The sequence below is a fragment of the Enterobacter sp. ku-bf2 genome, from assembly GCF_001742765.1.
Lineage (GTDB): Bacteria > Pseudomonadota > Gammaproteobacteria > Enterobacterales > Enterobacteriaceae > Enterobacter > Enterobacter quasiroggenkampii.
In genome coordinates, this window is the sequence record NZ_MDVW01000001.1 from 431,364 (window position 1) to 446,456 (window position 15,093).

16 protein-coding genes and 1 pseudogene are annotated in these 15,093 nt (G+C 48.5%); 6 read left to right on the forward strand and 11 right to left on the reverse strand.

Annotated elements, in window-relative coordinates:
* Window positions 1–8: 8 nt before the first annotated feature.
* From BFG58_RS02035 to BFG58_RS02055, 6 genes and pseudogenes are all read right to left on the reverse strand, one after another.
* Window positions 9–3,146 (reverse strand): RecE family exodeoxyribonuclease, encoded by a 3,138-nt coding sequence (locus tag BFG58_RS02035; protein ID WP_069719085.1) that lies wholly within the window; start codon window positions 3,144–3,146, stop codon window positions 9–11.
* Window positions 3,147–3,286: 140 nt separating this feature from the next.
* Window positions 3,287–3,451, reverse strand: a complete 165-nt coding sequence (locus BFG58_RS24055; protein WP_050736725.1) for a YdaE family protein — start codon at window positions 3,449–3,451, stop codon at window positions 3,287–3,289.
* Window positions 3,444–3,599: pseudogene (locus tag BFG58_RS24235) on the reverse strand (hypothetical protein); the annotation flags it as partial. The gene BFG58_RS24055 and the pseudogene BFG58_RS24235, both read right to left, overlap by 8 nt.
* 346 nt (window positions 3,600–3,945) lie before the next feature.
* Entirely contained in the window at window positions 3,946–4,470 is a 525-nt protein-coding gene (locus BFG58_RS02045) for a hypothetical protein (protein WP_139125287.1), read from the reverse strand.
* 4 nt (window positions 4,471–4,474) lie between these two features.
* On the reverse strand, window positions 4,475–4,771 hold the full coding sequence (locus BFG58_RS02050) for a hypothetical protein (RefSeq protein ID WP_069719087.1): 297 nt from the start codon (window positions 4,769–4,771) through the stop codon (window positions 4,475–4,477).
* A 263-nt stretch (window positions 4,772–5,034) separates the two neighbouring features.
* The gene (locus tag BFG58_RS02055; protein ID WP_069719088.1) at window positions 5,035–5,409 is read right to left on the reverse strand and encodes a helix-turn-helix domain-containing protein; all 375 of its coding nucleotides are present in this window, start codon (window positions 5,407–5,409) and stop codon (window positions 5,035–5,037) included.
* A gap of 102 nt (window positions 5,410–5,511) precedes the next feature.
* On the opposite strand from BFG58_RS02055, the gene BFG58_RS02060 reads away from it, so the two are divergent.
* The 4 genes from BFG58_RS02060 to BFG58_RS02075 all read left to right on the forward strand — a co-directional run bounded on the left by BFG58_RS02060 (window position 5,512) and on the right by BFG58_RS02075 (window position 7,978).
* The gene (locus BFG58_RS02060; protein ID WP_069719089.1) at window positions 5,512–5,739 is read left to right on the forward strand and encodes a YdaS family helix-turn-helix protein; all 228 of its coding nucleotides are present in this window, start codon (window positions 5,512–5,514) and stop codon (window positions 5,737–5,739) included.
* A 2-nt stretch (window positions 5,740–5,741) separates the two neighbouring features.
* Window positions 5,742–6,293, forward strand: coding sequence for a toxin YdaT family protein (locus BFG58_RS02065; protein WP_069719090.1), 552 nt, complete (start codon window positions 5,742–5,744; stop codon window positions 6,291–6,293).
* 84 nt (window positions 6,294–6,377) lie between these two features.
* Window positions 6,378–7,295 (forward strand): replication protein, encoded by a 918-nt coding sequence (locus tag BFG58_RS02070; RefSeq protein WP_069719091.1) that lies wholly within the window; start codon window positions 6,378–6,380, stop codon window positions 7,293–7,295.
* Complete coding sequence (locus BFG58_RS02075) at window positions 7,292–7,978, forward strand: replication protein P (RefSeq protein ID WP_069719092.1); 687 nt, start codon at window positions 7,292–7,294, stop codon at window positions 7,976–7,978. Before BFG58_RS02070 ends, BFG58_RS02075 begins: the two co-directional genes overlap by 4 nt.
* A 119-nt stretch (window positions 7,979–8,097) precedes the next feature.
* Here BFG58_RS02075 and BFG58_RS02080 read toward each other — a convergent pair whose 3' ends face one another.
* From BFG58_RS02080 to BFG58_RS02090, 3 genes are read right to left on the reverse strand one after another with little or no spacing between them, the layout of a single operon-like run.
* Window positions 8,098–8,406 carry a YciI family protein gene (locus BFG58_RS02080; RefSeq protein ID WP_069719093.1) on the reverse strand — a complete coding sequence of 103 codons (309 nt, stop codon included), beginning with the start codon at window positions 8,404–8,406 and terminating at the stop codon, window positions 8,098–8,100.
* Window positions 8,407–8,409: 3 nt separating this feature from the next.
* Complete coding sequence (locus BFG58_RS02085; protein WP_069719094.1) at window positions 8,410–9,045, reverse strand: FMN-dependent NADH-azoreductase; 636 nt, start codon at window positions 9,043–9,045, stop codon at window positions 8,410–8,412.
* A gap of 25 nt (window positions 9,046–9,070) precedes the next feature.
* Complete coding sequence (locus tag BFG58_RS02090) at window positions 9,071–9,850, reverse strand: alpha/beta hydrolase (protein ID WP_069719647.1); 780 nt, start codon at window positions 9,848–9,850, stop codon at window positions 9,071–9,073.
* Between the two features lie 71 nt (window positions 9,851–9,921).
* Here BFG58_RS02090 and BFG58_RS02095 point away from each other — a divergent pair, with 71 nt between their 5' ends.
* Window positions 9,922–10,968 (forward strand): GlxA family transcriptional regulator, encoded by a 1,047-nt coding sequence (locus BFG58_RS02095; RefSeq protein WP_069719095.1) that lies wholly within the window; start codon window positions 9,922–9,924, stop codon window positions 10,966–10,968.
* A gap of 218 nt (window positions 10,969–11,186) precedes the next feature.
* On the opposite strand, the gene BFG58_RS02100 is transcribed toward BFG58_RS02095, so the two are convergent.
* Window positions 11,187–12,779, reverse strand: coding sequence for a sensor domain-containing diguanylate cyclase (locus BFG58_RS02100; protein ID WP_069719648.1), 1,593 nt, complete (start codon window positions 12,777–12,779; stop codon window positions 11,187–11,189).
* A gap of 422 nt (window positions 12,780–13,201) precedes the next feature.
* Between BFG58_RS02100 and BFG58_RS02105 the strand changes: the two genes are divergently transcribed.
* Window positions 13,202–14,191 (forward strand): MDR family oxidoreductase, encoded by a 990-nt coding sequence (locus BFG58_RS02105; RefSeq protein WP_069719096.1) that lies wholly within the window; start codon window positions 13,202–13,204, stop codon window positions 14,189–14,191.
* 45 nt (window positions 14,192–14,236) lie between these two features.
* On the opposite strand, the gene BFG58_RS02110 is transcribed toward BFG58_RS02105, so the two are convergent.
* Entirely contained in the window at window positions 14,237–14,893 is a 657-nt protein-coding gene (locus tag BFG58_RS02110) for a TetR/AcrR family transcriptional regulator (protein WP_069719097.1), read from the reverse strand.
* Window positions 14,894–15,093 lie beyond the last annotated feature (200 nt).

The following is a 15,093-nucleotide window of genomic DNA, read 5'->3' on the forward strand; positions in this document are numbered from 1 at the left end:
AATCCCCCTTAAGCCTGAGCGCGCAGCGCTTCGAGGCGGCGCAGGTCAAAGTCGTTCAGTTCATCGGTGTAATCGGTAGTGATCGGCGCTGGCCAGTCGCCCGTGTCGAAACCTGTGGCGATGGCGCGCATTGTTTTGCGGTACTCAAGCATGCCCAGTTCCAGCAGTTCGGTGGATGCCTCAATGATGGCGATCCAATGGTAGTTCTCGTCTTTGTTGACGAAAATCCAGAAGAACTGGTCCAGCGCCGCGGTCTCGCAATACATAGCCGCACTGAGGTGGTAGTCCCGGTCAATGATTTCCCGGTGCAGTCTGGCGCGTAGGCTTTCTTGCTTCACGTTCCACATACTGATGGTTTTCAGGTCGGCGCCAATTCGCACGCCGTCCAGTTCAATCTCGAGATCCGGGCGTACACGCACTTCTAATCCGGTTTCGTCGTCGAAACCGAAATAGCTCACTTCAACGGCGCGGCTTGGATGTGTCAGCAGCATGCCCGCGGTCGGGTGCGCCAGTAGTGCGGACTGAATTGCTCGCGCGGTGGCCAACTGCTGGCGGGTAACCAAAATCTTTTCGCCAGGGTTGTCGCGCCAGGCATCCAGCAGTTCGTCGGCGAATATGGCATCGGGCTTAACTGATTTAACTGCCTGGATCATGTCTGCTTTGGAACCCGATACCTTCAGCGGTGTCGGTTTCTGTGCTTCTTGCGCCACCAGGTCTGGATTGATGATTGCTAATTGCTCGAGTAACGCATCACGGCTGCCGCTGGTTTTAACCGGTACGGGCAGGGTGGCGTTGTACTCTTTGATGCATGCCTTCATTGCCGTAGCTGTCTGCTTCTGGTCACCATCAATACGCTGGAAGTCAGCTGGCAGCGCCATATAGTTCTGCGCGGTTTCTTCCAGGTTAGCGCCAAGCGGCACTTGAGCGGGAAGGGATGCATTATGTTGTTCAAGCAACGCTTTAATCTCGTCAGCGCTTAGCTGCGCCGGCAGGCTTGCGTTGTACCCGTCGATGAACTCACGCAGAGTAGCGGTGGTCGTAAATGCATTTTCAGGGATCTCCGGTTCTACGCTGAACTCTACTTCGAGGTTTTCCGGCTGCAATGCAAGGGCGTGCACCAGGTTTCCCATGTCCAGCACTTTGGATGCTGTGCGCGGGATAGTTTTAGCCACATGGCGCGCGTTGAAGTACATCTGGCTGACGCGGGCATCTTTTACCTGGGTTGAGCTAATACCGTTTGCTGCGTGATAAACATCATTCGGCAGACCTTCGTAGCGGCCAGGCTCGAAGTAAGCCGGGTATTCGATTACTGGCTCTGACTGCTGATCTTCCGGCGCTACGGTAACTGTTTGCGTATTAGCTGCATCAGCGCCTTCGCCTGGTTGTACCGAATCAACATCTTCGTCTTTCTCTGGCTTAGCCGTTTCCATCTGCACATCGTTGGTGGTCTCCGCTGCGTTTTCCGTTTTTTCGACTTCATTTGAGGTGGTGTTGATGACCGGATCGGTATTTCCACCCATCAGGCCATCGATGGAGAACACGCCGCTGCCGAGATTTTCAACCTGCGGTTGTTCACCTGGGGCTTCAGTCTCAACTGCAGGGGTAGGCAACGGCAGTAACTCCACAGCAGAGTTAAACTCAGCAGTCATGGTTTTATTCACAAACTCAAGATGAGCCGCTGGCGTGTGGTGGATGTTTTCCGGCGCTATGCGGATCAGATTGAAGATTGCCGCACGGTTCACCGCCAGTACGCCGGGCTGATTACGCAGGATGGCGCTCCATGATTTCCATGGTTCTTCTTTCTTCGCCACGATTTCTTTGGCGCGACGTAAAACGCTTGAGGGGATTTCAAAGTGATGGAAATCCATAGGCAGCAGGGCACAGGCGATCTCAAGATCGAGAGTGTCCAGAGTGTGGTGCGCGCCTTCGCCGCGATCCGTCACATAGCCACCTTCTGCATTGGTACCAGAATCAGTACGCTGAACATTACTGATGCGATTACCTGCAGCCCATTCGCGAACGAGAATGCCGCGGTCTATGTAATCAGTCGCCGCCCAGATTCTGGTGAATCGGAGAACCAAAGCGAGTTCGTGGCGCTTCTCCTGGCTAAACACCTTGCGAATGGCGTCGGTATAGCGCCACAGGTCTTTGGTGTCGTAACCCTTAACCTCTTCGCAGTTTTCTGCCGCCAGCAGCAGGTTCTGGACATAGCTGTTGTCAGTGTCCATCTCCAGCGCGCTGATACCTTCGTATTCTTCGCGGGTTAAGTGGTGGCGCAGTTCGTCGGCGGTGAACTGGGCGAGTAGCTGCTTCCGGAAGGGCATACGAACGACTGGATAACGAGTGGTTTCGTCATCATTCTCGTCAATCTGGATACCGTTATCAGGTTCCAGAACCTGATCGGTTGTAACGTCGGAGTTGCTGGTGCTTTCTGATTTGAGAAGTGTAAGCTTTCCGCTTCTCCACTCCCTAACTAACTCATTGCGGTCACCTGCATTTACTCTCAACCAGTCGGCCATGAAAGCAGCAAGTAGCTTTACTTCGTGCTCTTCATCTGGCGCAAATACCTGCTTAATCGCCTGAACCAGTTTCCACTCAGCGTTCAGGCTGAGTTCGTCAACTTCAGGGATATCGTTCTTCGCCTGTAGCAGGTTCTGGAGATAGGTGTTGTCTTCATCCAGTGACATTTCGCTGGCAGCCAGCTGCTGCTCTTTATTGATATGTGACTGGTATTTGTCGCTGGTCAGGTGGACGGCATAACGAACTGCTGGAGTGCGGTTCTCAACCGGGACACTCTCGACGGTAGTTTCGACTTTAACGGACGTTTCCGGTGCCGCTGTGTTGTCCATGGCTCCAGTAGACTCAGCACCAGCCTTTGGCAGCCAGGTGCGTCCATCGTCCTGCAGTTCGTAGCGTTTGTACCAGGTGTAATCCACGGTGCTTTCTTCCGGGAGGTCGTTATACACCGGGAAATCGGTGCGAACCGGTTTGGCGTAATCCTTACCGCGTCCGGTTTCAATACCAGCATCTTCCAGCTCGACATCGAGCTGCAGGTTTGCACGGGCTTCTGATTTCGCAGTGAACCAAATCACTGCGTCTTCTTTGCCAGATTTCTGCGTAGCCTTCACTACATAGAAAAATTCCATGTGAGATCCTCTTTTTTGGATGTAAGATCCCCGGGCCAGAGATAGCGCCCATTGGGTGAACTTTGGTTTTTTAAGTAGTTTTCCGGTGTAACTTTGGTCGGGAGCACCGGACGTACGGGCCGCCTTGCGCGGCTTTTACGTTATGCCTCGTGGGCCATCTGGTCGTACGAAGCACAACGTTCAGAGCAGTATTCTTTTTCTTTGCGCGCCAGCTGTGAGCCGTTGCGATAGAGAAGGGTACTTTTTACTACTTTCTCCGGTTCAACCGGCTTGCCGCAGTACCCGCATTTCGTTGAGTTACACATCTGGATTCCCCTTTTGCGCCAGCAGGTAGCACAAGCGGCGAAGAATCACCTCGAAGAAGTTCAGCTTTACGGCCTGCTGCCGTCCTGGTTTGCGTGCGAAATCAATCATTCTCACCCTCGTTTGCCTTATCGCCGGCCAGCGGAACGTTTACACCTGATGCGCGTTAATCTCTCCACCTCATCCGACTATTCGTATGCCGTCGGCGGCTACTTCGTGGGCGTCCTGCCTTGGTGGTTTGTAGTGCGTCTTGATGGAATGAATTAAATCACTGGTTTATATATATGTCAATCTGTGGTTTGTTTTGGTTGTGAAGGAGTGGTTTATATCGTTGGTTTTTGTGAGTTAACAGACGAAACGTAGGAAAAGGTTCGGCTCCACATTCTCATTAGGAGAGTGAGAGGATGGGGAGTCGGGATGGAACTGGCAGAAGTGGGATATAAAAAAACCCGGCACTGCGGCCGGGTCATTCGTTAAATGTAAATTACTACTATAGCTAAGTTAACAACTTGTAAACGATAAGCGCAACTGCAATGATGGTCGCGATAGTCCAAAGAATTTGCTTGTTGGTTGCTTCTGCAATCAGTTTGCCGACTTCATCTTTACTGGGTTTCTTATCTAGTTTTTTGTCATATTCAGAGAATTTATCCAACATGACAGCATTAACTTTTTTCTCATCGCCTGCTACAGCGATCAACTTATCAAGCTTAGCATCCATTGCTTTCATAGTTGCCGAGAGATGCTCTAAGCTTGTCTCAATTTTGGCAATTCTTTCGCTCATTTCCACTCCAAATGAGGTTGCATCCTCATGCTTCGATGAAATTGTAGCTTGTTCCACTGCTTTAATACTAGTGTTAATTATCTCAAAGTCACTAGCTATACGTGACATTAGATAAGTTATGTAGTTACCAGCATCGATTTCTGATGGGATATCAACTTGTATTGCGACAGTGGGCGAGGACGATGCAACAATCAATTTATTAGATGGTTTGACAGGGGAAATCAAGTCAAGTTCCATCACTATTTTAGACCTTTTCGAGATTGTTAAGTTGCAACTCTATGTTAGCAATTAATGCTTTCGCTTGCTCAGCAGTCATGGTTACGGCTGCTACTCTGGAAAAAACAAGGCTCGCCCTTTGTTCATGTAGATCTTGCTTACCAACAACAGGTGACGAATCATCCTGATTATCTATGATAAAATGAGATCTCATGAACATCAGATCAACATATCCTTCAGTACCTACTTTATAGCTAGCGGCCGCAGCAGTAGTTGCAAACGTTGGAATTTCTAATGACTTTAAATCTTCATTTACAATTTTCATGCGTTTGAATCATCCGTATTTACTGTGTGATTAATCAATTGGTTTATTTTCAATGCTTTATGAGCGTTGACAAAAATTAGTCTTAAATTTTTTAGATGTTATGCCAGCAAAAACTAAAAAAACAGGGTAAGTCCTTGATAATGCTAACTAATCAGTAGGTTGACCTAGTGGTGGTGAAAAACACATTAAATTCCAAGACGCTCAATTTAAAGCAAGGGAGTTAAAAAAGATGATGTGTAAGAATGACATAAGAGAGCATACACCTAATTTTTAATCCGGCCCTTTATGTATTTGTCATAAAGGGTATCCAACTCTTTTAAACGTAGCGCAAAGACCCGAAGCATGTTTTGCTGTTCATCTTGAGGGAGTTGACGATAAAGCTCCAAAAGACGCTGCTCGTCCGGCTTAAGTCCATCTTTCTCACCCACGTCCTCACCAAGAAGCCAGGCGACAGAAATGCCAACTGCATCAGCGATAGCTAGGGCTGATTTTTTACTTATAACCCCTTTTTTGAACCAACCGTTTACGGCCTGAGGGGTGACTCCAGCTATACGAGCCATGTCTGCTTTGGTAACACCGCGTTCAGCGATCTCAGTCAGGCGCTCTACCAGAACTAAGTTAGGTTCTTCTTTTCTCATAGAATCATTCTAAATATTTGGTTTATACACGCAATAAATCCAAGGTTTGCATGGATTGTAAATCTGTGGTTTACTCCTATTGTCATTACACAGGAGAAATATATGTCCCCACTAGATAAAGCAATTAAAGCCGCTGGCTCAGCCAGAAAGCTCAGCACCGTGCTGGGCGTGACAAGTATGTCCGTAAGTCATTGGAAAAATCGTGATCGCGGGATCGTCCCACCAAACTACGTCTTTCCCATTTTTAAATTGACAGGCATAACCCCCCACGAACTGCGCCCAGATCTCTACCCAAACCCAACAGACGGTTTACCTAAACAGGAGCCTTAACTATGCAAACTGTTTCATTTCAACAAAGTAGCAGAGCTTCCTCTAATCCTCTGATATTCCAGTGTCAACAAAGCGAATCTACAGCGCAGGATATTGTTCATCGTGACCTCTGCTCTGCGGTCCGGGCGTGGGCGGCAGCAGAAGGGCGCGTAGCTGTAGCACTTCAAATCCAAGAAGCGGCAAAAGAACTTCAGCTTAATGGCGTGGACTTCTCAGGCCAGGCCGATGTCTGGAACGTGAAGTTGTTCCGATGGCTGGACAACAAAGAAGACTCCGCATCTTACCGAAAGAACGTCGAACAGCTGGTGCCCGCGATCATGTCTGTATTACCGCTTCGGTACCGCGACCGCGTCGTAAAGAACGACTCGTTTGCGTATCGCATGGCCAGATTAGAAAAAGAAGTCAGTGAGGCGAAGCAAGCTCTGATGCTCGATGCACCGAAGAAGGAAAAACTGAAGGAGTTAGGCGAGGGGATTTTTGAAATGTTCAGAGTCGATCCGGACCTTACGGCGCCTTTACTGGCGATGGTCACAACCATGCTGGGGGCAATGTGAATACTTCAGAAAAGGCGAAAGCCGCGGTGCTCGAACACCAACGGCTTTCAGGTGCAAAAACGGAGTGTAATTGCGGAGCTAAGTATGTCAAACACGGCTGAAATTATCAATTTCCCCAACAGAACCGAACAACCGGGAGGTCGTATGGCCGACCTGTCGAACGGGTATACCAAGGTCGCTAACGAGATCCAACAGCTTAAGCCTCGTCTGAGAATGTCAGGCCGGGAGTGGCAATGTTTTGAGGCGGTGATCTGGCTTACCTACGGCTGGAACAAGAAGCAGGACCGCGTTACGAACACGGTGATCGCCGAGCTTACTGGGCTGAGTGATTCCCACGTTTCTGATGCGCTCAAATCACTTGCAGAACGCAAAATTATCTTCAGTCAGAAGCAGGGCGTGATGAAAACGGTCGGTATAAATACTGACCTTTCAGCCTGGATTTTAGACAAACCGAAAACGGGAAAAGTCTTCCCGAAATCGGGAAAAGTGTTACCGAAAACGGGAAAAACCTTCCCGGAAACGGTAGACACCCAAGACTATAACAAGAACAATATTAAAAGATCCTCGTCTCGGAATTCTGCCGAATCCCGAAACCAGCAAACTCAAAAGTTTCTCTCACGCCACCCTGAAGCTGCCGCCGGGATATACACCCCGGCAGGTAAATCATGGGGATCCGCTGACGACCTCAAGGCCGCTCACTGGATTTACGACAGGCTTCTCACCGTCAACGCTTCGCTATCCGAACCAAACTGGGCTGAATGGGCAAATACCATCAGGCTGATGCGTGTCCAGGACAAGCGTACTCACTACGAAATCTGTGACCTGTTCCAGTGGGCTAACCGGGACGAGTTCTGGAAAGACAACATCCTGAGTCCTTCCAGTCTGCGCAAGCAGTGGGATCAGCTCACCACCAAGCGGCTGCGCGCAACCGGAACGGCAAAGCCATCCCGGGGCGGCATTGACCTGCATAACACCGACTGGATTGACGGGGTGCTGAAATGAAAAACCTTGCCGAGAGTATTCGCGATTTTGACCGGGAACAGGCACGCCGTGTGGCACACAACATGCCTGAGCAGTACACCGAACGCGAACAAACGCAGCAGGTGGCGCAGATTATCAACGGGTTATTCGTACAGTTGGCGGCCGCGTTTCCGGCAAGCCTGGTTAATCGCAGCCAGGAAGACGTGAACGAGATCCGCCGGCAATGGGTGCTGGCATTTAAAGAAAACGGGATTAATACCATTGAGCAAGTTGAAGCTGGTATGCGCATGGTGCGTCGCCAGGATCGTCCATTCTTACCGTCGCCAGGCCAGTTCATCAAGTGGTGCAGGGAAGGGCGCTGTGTTTTGGGGATCACCACCGCTGACGTGATGGCTGAATACTGGAAGTGGCGTAAGCTGGTATTTCGTTATCCGAACAGCGAGCAGTATCCGTGGCCGAAACCGGTTTATTACCACATCTGCCTCGAGCTGCGGCGGCGCGGAACTGATGGCCAACTCAGTCACAAAGAGCTTGAGCGTGAGGCCGGTGATATTCTGGATATGTGGGAAAAGCGGGTGCTGGCCGGGAAGCCAATCCCGCCAGTTCGTAGAGCGTTGGTAGCACCAGTATCGTCGAAGGGACCGACACCAGCAGAGCTTCTCAAAGCCAAATACGAGCGGATGAAGGCCGATGGGAGGGTATAGGGATGAATTAGTCTGCTATGAGCGAAAAGCGGACATTAAAATGATAAGTTAAAGCGCCCTCCAAATAACTCTAACGGGGTCATTTCACAGGATGCAGGGCGCTTTACAGCGATTAATAGTCAAATGAAACGGGCTTTCCCTGCCCATGTCTCAGGGAATCCATGCGCACATAGCACTGGCTCAATGCCCATTATTTCTGCATCGGCAATGTTATGCATGATGAAGGGGTCATCCTGAAGACAGTGTTGAATTTCACTTGTATTGCCTCCTTTAAAAAGTATGTAGCCGCCGGTATGATTGCTGAGGGGGCCTGCAAAAAGGATTTTGCCTTCTTTAAAACCCCTGACCAGCCATTGCTTATGTGCGTCAAGATGAGTAGAAATTGCATCGGGTTGTGTCAGGTAAGTCAGCGTTACGGCGTACAGCATGGTTCATTCCTTAGCGGCAGAAATCGCATTAATGGCCTGTGGAATTAAGGACAAAGCACGGGAAATTTCTCTGAGCTTTACGTCCTCACCTTTCGACACGCCTTCAGCACGGACAAATTCAACACACGAGATGCCCAGGAAGCCCAGAAACTTGCGCAGGAACTGCTCCTGAAAATCCATATCTTCCAGTCCCGTACCAGCATAAAAACCGCCCCGCGCTGAGGCGATGATGACTTTTTTGCTCCCCGCAAGACCAACGGGCCCAGTTGGGGTATAGCTGAAGGTTTTCCCTGGCTGAGCAATTCTGTCCATCCAGGCCTTCAGCTGGCTGGACACAGAAAAGTTGTACATTGGCGCGCCGACAACAATCATCTCGCTTTCAAGAAACTCTGAGACCAGAGCGTCTGATAATTGTCGCTCAAACTCCAGCTCATCTGTAGTTATCGGCCGTCCGGCAACAGGCCTGAATCCTGAAGCAATCTCCCCGGTAAGATGACTGATTTCGTCTTTCACAAGATCTCGGTAAGTCAGTTGATGCTCCTGACCGGTTGCCATCAACTGCTTCACTATTTCAGCCGACAGCAGTCGGGTTACTGAAAATTCATGGTTTATACTGGAATCAAGATGGAGAATTTTCATTGCATACATTCCTGGTCTGTAAGGATCAATGGATACTCTGCGCCGCCTTTATAATCAGTGCGGCAACCTCTTTGGGATGAGAAATCATGGACAGATGATCTGAGTGAATTCGCGTGATGTGTGCACCTGCTTCACGGGCAAAATCTGCCTGCACGGACGGGGCCAGCGCGTTGTCGTTTTCTGTGATGAGATACCAAGAGGGTTTCTCTCGCCAGGCTGCTGAATTCACTTTTTCGTTAAAAGCGGCAGCGGCGATAGGCTGTTGCACGGATGAAAGCAGAAGGCTCTGTTTTATGCTCAGCTCATTAGCCATAACCTGATGAAACAACTCTGGCTTATCAAGCCAGATAAGACCGTTATTATCGGCTTCCATACCTTTCATAGGGGCATTGAAGCGTGCAAGTGCGTCAGAAACTGACTGATTGCTGTCCGGAACAAGGGCGGACAAATAGACAAGTCCCTTTACGTTCGTCGCATTTCCAGCCTGGGTGATCACCGCCCCTGCCCATGAATGGCCAACGAGCAGAACGTTATCGTTCTGGCGCTTAAGTACACGCTCTGTTGCAGCCACATCATCTTTTAATGAAGTTAGGGGATTCTGAACAGCAGTAACGTGGTAGCCCCGTTCCTGAAGGAGGGCGATGACGGTTGACCAACTCGAACCGTCAGCAAAGGCACCGTGAACCAGTACGATATTTTTTATACCCAAATCCTGTGCCATAAGCGGCGGATTACTCATAAATAAAAGACACAAAGCAAATGTTCCTTTTCGCAGCGCGCCTGACATTAAATTTTTCATACGCATGACTGTATTTCCCATAGTTTTTTCGTTTCACGCACTGTAATCCGCCTTACAGAGGGTATGAAGTGTCATTAATGACAGGTAACATGCGAAATCAGACATTCTTCATGACGGGGTTAAACATGCGCGTTGCGTTACTAGCTCTTCCAGGCAGCATGCGTTCGGCGCTTGCGGGGCTGGCTGATATGTTCTGGCTGGCGAATCAGGTGGTCAGAATGAACCCTACGGTAAATCCTGAGTTATCCAGAGATGTTCCTTTATTCGACGTCAGGACGATTACCGCTGATGGTCAGCCGGTCAGGGATGTTCAGGGACGCAGTATTGAAAGTGATGGCGCATTTAGTGAACCTGATACCTTTGGGGTGATTATTGCCAGCGGTATGCAGCTGGATGAGCATAGATTTCCCGTTGACAGAGTCGCTGTATCAAATGCAGCCGAGTGGCTGAAAGTGAAGTATTCAGAGGGAAGCTGTATTGCCTCAACCTGTGCAGGCGGTTTTGTACTGGGAGAAGCTGGTTTACTCAACGGACGGGTCTGCACCACAACGTGGTGGTTATATCCCACTTTCGCTGAACGCTATCCACTGGCAAAACCTGTATGGGGAAAAACCCTGGCCGAGCAGGACAATGTGGTCACTGTGGGTGGACCACTTTCATGGGTTGATCTGGTCATATACCTCGTTCGCAAACACGCAGGTAATGAGCTGGCAAAGTTAACAGCTGACATGGCCGTTGCTGACAGCCAGCCTCTGTCACAGCAAATTTATGCGCCCGCAGGTTTCCTCAATTCAAGACATCCTTTGCTGACAAAAGCAGAGAACCTGCTTCGTTATCAAAATCCTGCAATGACGGTTGAGCAACTTGCTGTAGCTCTGAATATGACCACCCGGACTCTAAACCGTAAAATGAAAATACTCGTCCAGGAAAGCCCAAAAGACTTCATTACCCGAGTTCGTATTGAAACGGCATCCGTGCTGCTGGAAAGCCCGGGAAAAACTATTTCTCAGATCGCAAGTGCATGCGGGTACGGCGATGAAACAGCGTTCAGGCGCGCCTTTAGCACCATAATGGGGATGTCCCCTGGAAGTTTCAGAAAGCGTCTTTTAATAAAGAGCACGTGACATTCGAGTTGCGAATGAACGCGTTGAACTTTCACCTCACGATGATGTTCTGCTCAGTTGCCGATCTGAACGAGTTTAATTTCTGACCGGTATGCAGAGCAACATACCTTTAATCCGGGACTGTCCGCTACTGGCACAAAGCTGACGTCTCAGCCTGTGTATGACCGTAAATTCTACCTTCAGGTGATTTAGCAGCTCTCGAGTTTAGTCAATGTTGCCTAATCACCATTACCAAGTTTATCGTAAATATGGGTACTATCATGATCACTATAGAACACCAAATTACGCCCGGCCATTTTAGCGGCATACATAGCTAAATCAGCACAATGAAGGGCTCTTTTAATGTCACCACGACACTGTGATAACTCGGCAACTCCTGCGGATAGTGTGATTTTTATAGCGCCCGGGAAGGTTGTATTCTCTACGAGTCCTCTGATACGTTCTGCCGCAGTCGAGGCTTCCTCCAGAGTCACATTAGGCAGAAAAATAATAAACTCTTCACCACCGAATCTACAGAGGATGTCATCTTGACTTGTTAACAGTCGGAGCATTTTACTCAGATTCACCAAGACTGAATCGCCACCCTCATGGCCATAGCGATCATTGATTCTTTTGAAGTGATCAATGTCGATGGCAATCACTGCATGTTTATCCGTTAGTTCATGTCTTTTGATTCGGGAATAGAAACCTTTTCTGTTATATAGTCCTGTCAGTTGATCGGTCATCGCCTCATCACTCAAGAGACTCACCTGTTTGGTCATCATTATTAAATGTTGACTGAAAGCTTCCCTGATTTGTTCGGCTTCTTGATAACCAGTATTAAGGCGAGCAAGATTCATTAGCGCTTTTTCACTGTCATTAGTTCGTGTATAACTGGCCAGTTTTTCAAGGGGGCGGGATATTACACCAGAAAAGAAAATTACAGTTCCTGTCGTCAGTATAAGGATGAAAAGAGTAAACCAGAATGCATTTATAATGGTTTCCAATAGAATGCGGGACACATTATCCGAAGTTCCTGAGATGAATACTTTCCATTCGGCTTTCTGCATGCTTGCGTAGCCAATTAGATTTTGTTTTCCTTTTTCACTCTCTGTGAAATAACCATTATCTTCTTGTGTCAAACGAACTTGAGATAGAGGTTCAAAATCTATAACTTTACCAATCAATTTAGGATCTTTGTTAAAAATAACGAGGCCGTCTTTAGTGACTATACTTACATCGGCTTGATTTCCATAAAAGTGTTGGCCGAGAAGATCGCTAAGCATACTCTTTTTTTTCAAATAAATTGTGCCGCCCAGATAACCGAGATATTTTCCATCAGTTGAAATAATTGGTTGTGAAAGAAAAACGACATAGTTGCCTGCAGCTGAAATAAATGGCTGGGATATAAATGCTTTTTGGGTAGTGATGGCTTGACGACTGGCCTCTGATTGCAGTTTTACACCAAGTAATTTCAGGCTTTCTGGAGAGGTTGCGGCAACTACTGCATTGGCTGTCACAATGACGACAGAATTGAAAAAACCAGACTGAAGACGAAGTCGATCAGCTTCTCCCTGTAACCGGACTCGGTCATGAAGATCTTTAATCAATCCAGCACTGTAAGAAAGCTCCTGCTGAGCGGTGCTTAAATATTGATCGGTCGTATCGGCCAGTTTTCGTGCATAGGCCACATTGCTCTTAAGCAGGCTTTCTTCAATATTTGCATTTTGGAAGATAGTCAAAGCGCTCAACAACAATAAAGAGGTGAGTAATATCCCTCCTACAGAGAGAATCAACATCAAAGTCCTGAAACGAAATTGTTTTTTTCGCATGAGAGTCAGCACATCAGAGGAGGAGGTAACAGTGTAAACAAGTTCATCCTTTTCACAAACTATCATCGGGTTGAAAGGAGCATTCAACAGCACAAATCAGCACTTTATTGCGCTGAAAGCATACCTGACCAAGGCTCAACCTCATAATGCATAAGGGCTCAGGTGAGGCTCATTATGTTCAAGCGAGCAATCTCCAACTGGTAGCAATTCTGCATGATTCATTGAACCCCTTTACTCTCGTAACCAGGTCGTGAATTTCTTGATGTATATCAACCCCGCGCTCTGTTTCTTTCTGAAAAACATAAAAATAATTGATTTTTACTGAAACTTAGGGATAGTGTCGCTGATTATTAGACGATCGGTCAATATTATTCTAGACTCCGGAAAATGAGTCATCATTCAACCCGAAAGACGAGGTAAAAGTGTTTAAATCGCTAGTCATCAACCGCACCGAAGATCGATACACTACTCAGATTGCTGAAATCGCCGAGAGTGAACTCCCTGAAGGAGATGTTACGGTCGACATTGATCACTCTTCAATCAATTACAAAGATGCTTTGGCAATTACCGGACGCGGCCCCATTGTCCGCCATTTCCCGATGGTTCCAGGCATCGATTTTGCTGGTACCGTGTCTGACAGCGCACATCCTGATTTTCGGATCGGTGATAAAGTCCTGCTGACCGGCTGGGGTGTGGGGGAAAAGCACTGGGGTGGGCTGGCTGAAAAAGCGCGAGTGAAAGGCGACTGGCTGACGCCGCTTCCGGCAGGCGCAAATAGCAAACACGTCATGGCTATCGGGACGGCTGGGTTTACCGCGATGTTGTGTGTCGACGCGCTGCTCAATCATGGTGTTAAGCCTGAAGATGGGTCCGTACTTGTTACCGGTGCCAGCGGAGGTGTCGGTAGTATTGCGGCCATGATCCTTTCGTCTATGGGCTTCCATGTGACTGCTTCTACCGGTCGGCCGGAAGAATCCTCGTGGCTATATAAAACGGTCGGGGTGAACGACATCATTAACCGGGCTGAGCTTTCAAGCCCGGGCAAACCGTTACAAAAAGAACGCTGGGCTGCTGCCATTGATACAGTCGGCAGCCACACGCTCTGTAACGCCTGTGCAGGGGTACGCTATGGCAGTATTGTTGCAGCCTGTGGCATGGCTCAGGGTATGGAGTTGATGGGAAATGTGGCTCCGTTTATTCTGCGTGGTGTTACGCTGAAAGGGATTGACAGTGTCATGTTCGCGAAAGAGAAAAGAGCGGCGATCTGGCAGCAGGCGTTAAAGCATTTGCCAGAGTCCAGGCTGGATAGCCTGACGACTGTATATCCGCTAAGTGAGGCCATCACTGTAGCCGAAAAACTTCTGAATGGCGGAATTCGCGGCCGAGCGGTAATTGAATGTAGCCAAATATAGATACGGAGTTGCAGATCGAACGAGGGGCCGCTACCGGCTCCTCTTTTACTGTGCTTCAGTTGCTTCCTGCGACGACTGGTAACGGACAGATGCTTTGAAATAGTTCCAGAAATCGTACACAGGTTGGGTTGAACTATAAAGTTTGGAACGCATAACGGCACCTTCCCAGCCACTCCAGAAAATTGCTGCCAGTTGTTTGTCGTTCATTTCGGAGCAAATTTCGCCTGAAGTTAGTGCATCGGACAGACAGGAAGCAACAAGTTCTTGCCAGTTCTCAAGAACATCTTGTAGCTGCTGGATAAAGGATTGTGGCAGTCCCGGACTTTCCTGCATCATATTTCCAACAAGGCAGCCTCGGGTAAAATTGTACTTTTTAATCCCGTTGCAGGCATCGTGGATAAAATTTTCCAGCCGTAACATTGGTGGGCATAAAGGTTCATGAAGATGTTTTTTAAGTTTATGCTCGAAGAAACTGTCATAGGCATGGAGGACGGCCTGCGCATACTCCTCTTTGCTCTTGAAGTAATAATAAAACGAGCCTTTAGGAACACCGGCATTTTTGACAATGGCATCGACTCCAGTTGCAAGAAAACCATTCTGCGTCAGCAACTCAAGACCGCTGCGGATCAGATCATTACGAGTATCTGCATAGGTGCTCTCTGTTTTCCGTGGTCTTCCCCGTCTGCGGATTTCACTGGTCATGGATCTTCTCCTACATGGTTAGCGGCAAAGAATAAGTGATTTTGCCTAAGAGCTACAACCAGTTTCACCTCGGCATTTTGAAGGGGACCGTTGCCAACTACAAGTCTTAATACCGTCCTACTTAATTCAACTGCAGCGCGTTTGAGCGACCTTGCTGTCCCTCATGTCAAATTTTATTAGTGAGTGCAGCAACGAATTGG

Excerpts from the sequence above, each read along its gene's own strand:
- BFG58_RS02035 (WP_069719085.1), bottom strand. The coding sequence starts at position 3,146 with ATGGAATTTTTCTATGTAGTGAAGGCTACGCAGAAATCTGGCAAAGAA.
- BFG58_RS24055 (WP_050736725.1), bottom strand. The coding sequence starts at position 3,451 with ATGTGTAACTCAACGAAATGCGGGTACTGCGGCAAGCCGGTTGAACCG.
- BFG58_RS02050 (WP_069719087.1), bottom strand. The coding sequence starts at position 4,771 with ATGAAAATTGTAAATGAAGATTTAAAGTCATTAGAAATTCCAACGTTT.
- BFG58_RS02055 (WP_069719088.1), bottom strand. The coding sequence starts at position 5,409 with ATGAGAAAAGAAGAACCTAACTTAGTTCTGGTAGAGCGCCTGACTGAG.
- BFG58_RS02060 (WP_069719089.1), top strand. The coding sequence starts at position 5,512 with ATGTCCCCACTAGATAAAGCAATTAAAGCCGCTGGCTCAGCCAGAAAG.
- BFG58_RS02065 (WP_069719090.1), top strand. The coding sequence starts at position 5,742 with ATGCAAACTGTTTCATTTCAACAAAGTAGCAGAGCTTCCTCTAATCCT.
- BFG58_RS02070 (WP_069719091.1), top strand. The coding sequence starts at position 6,378 with ATGTCAAACACGGCTGAAATTATCAATTTCCCCAACAGAACCGAACAA.
- BFG58_RS02075 (WP_069719092.1), top strand. The coding sequence starts at position 7,292 with ATGAAAAACCTTGCCGAGAGTATTCGCGATTTTGACCGGGAACAGGCA.
- BFG58_RS02080 (WP_069719093.1), bottom strand. The coding sequence starts at position 8,406 with ATGCTGTACGCCGTAACGCTGACTTACCTGACACAACCCGATGCAATT.
- BFG58_RS02085 (WP_069719094.1), bottom strand. The coding sequence starts at position 9,045 with ATGAAAATTCTCCATCTTGATTCCAGTATAAACCATGAATTTTCAGTA.
- BFG58_RS02090 (WP_069719647.1), bottom strand. The coding sequence starts at position 9,850 with ATGCGTATGAAAAATTTAATGTCAGGCGCGCTGCGAAAAGGAACATTT.
- BFG58_RS02095 (WP_069719095.1), top strand. The coding sequence starts at position 9,922 with ATGACAGGTAACATGCGAAATCAGACATTCTTCATGACGGGGTTAAAC.
- BFG58_RS02100 (WP_069719648.1), bottom strand. The coding sequence starts at position 12,779 with ATGCGAAAAAAACAATTTCGTTTCAGGACTTTGATGTTGATTCTCTCT.
- BFG58_RS02110 (WP_069719097.1), bottom strand. The coding sequence starts at position 14,893 with ATGACCAGTGAAATCCGCAGACGGGGAAGACCACGGAAAACAGAGAGC.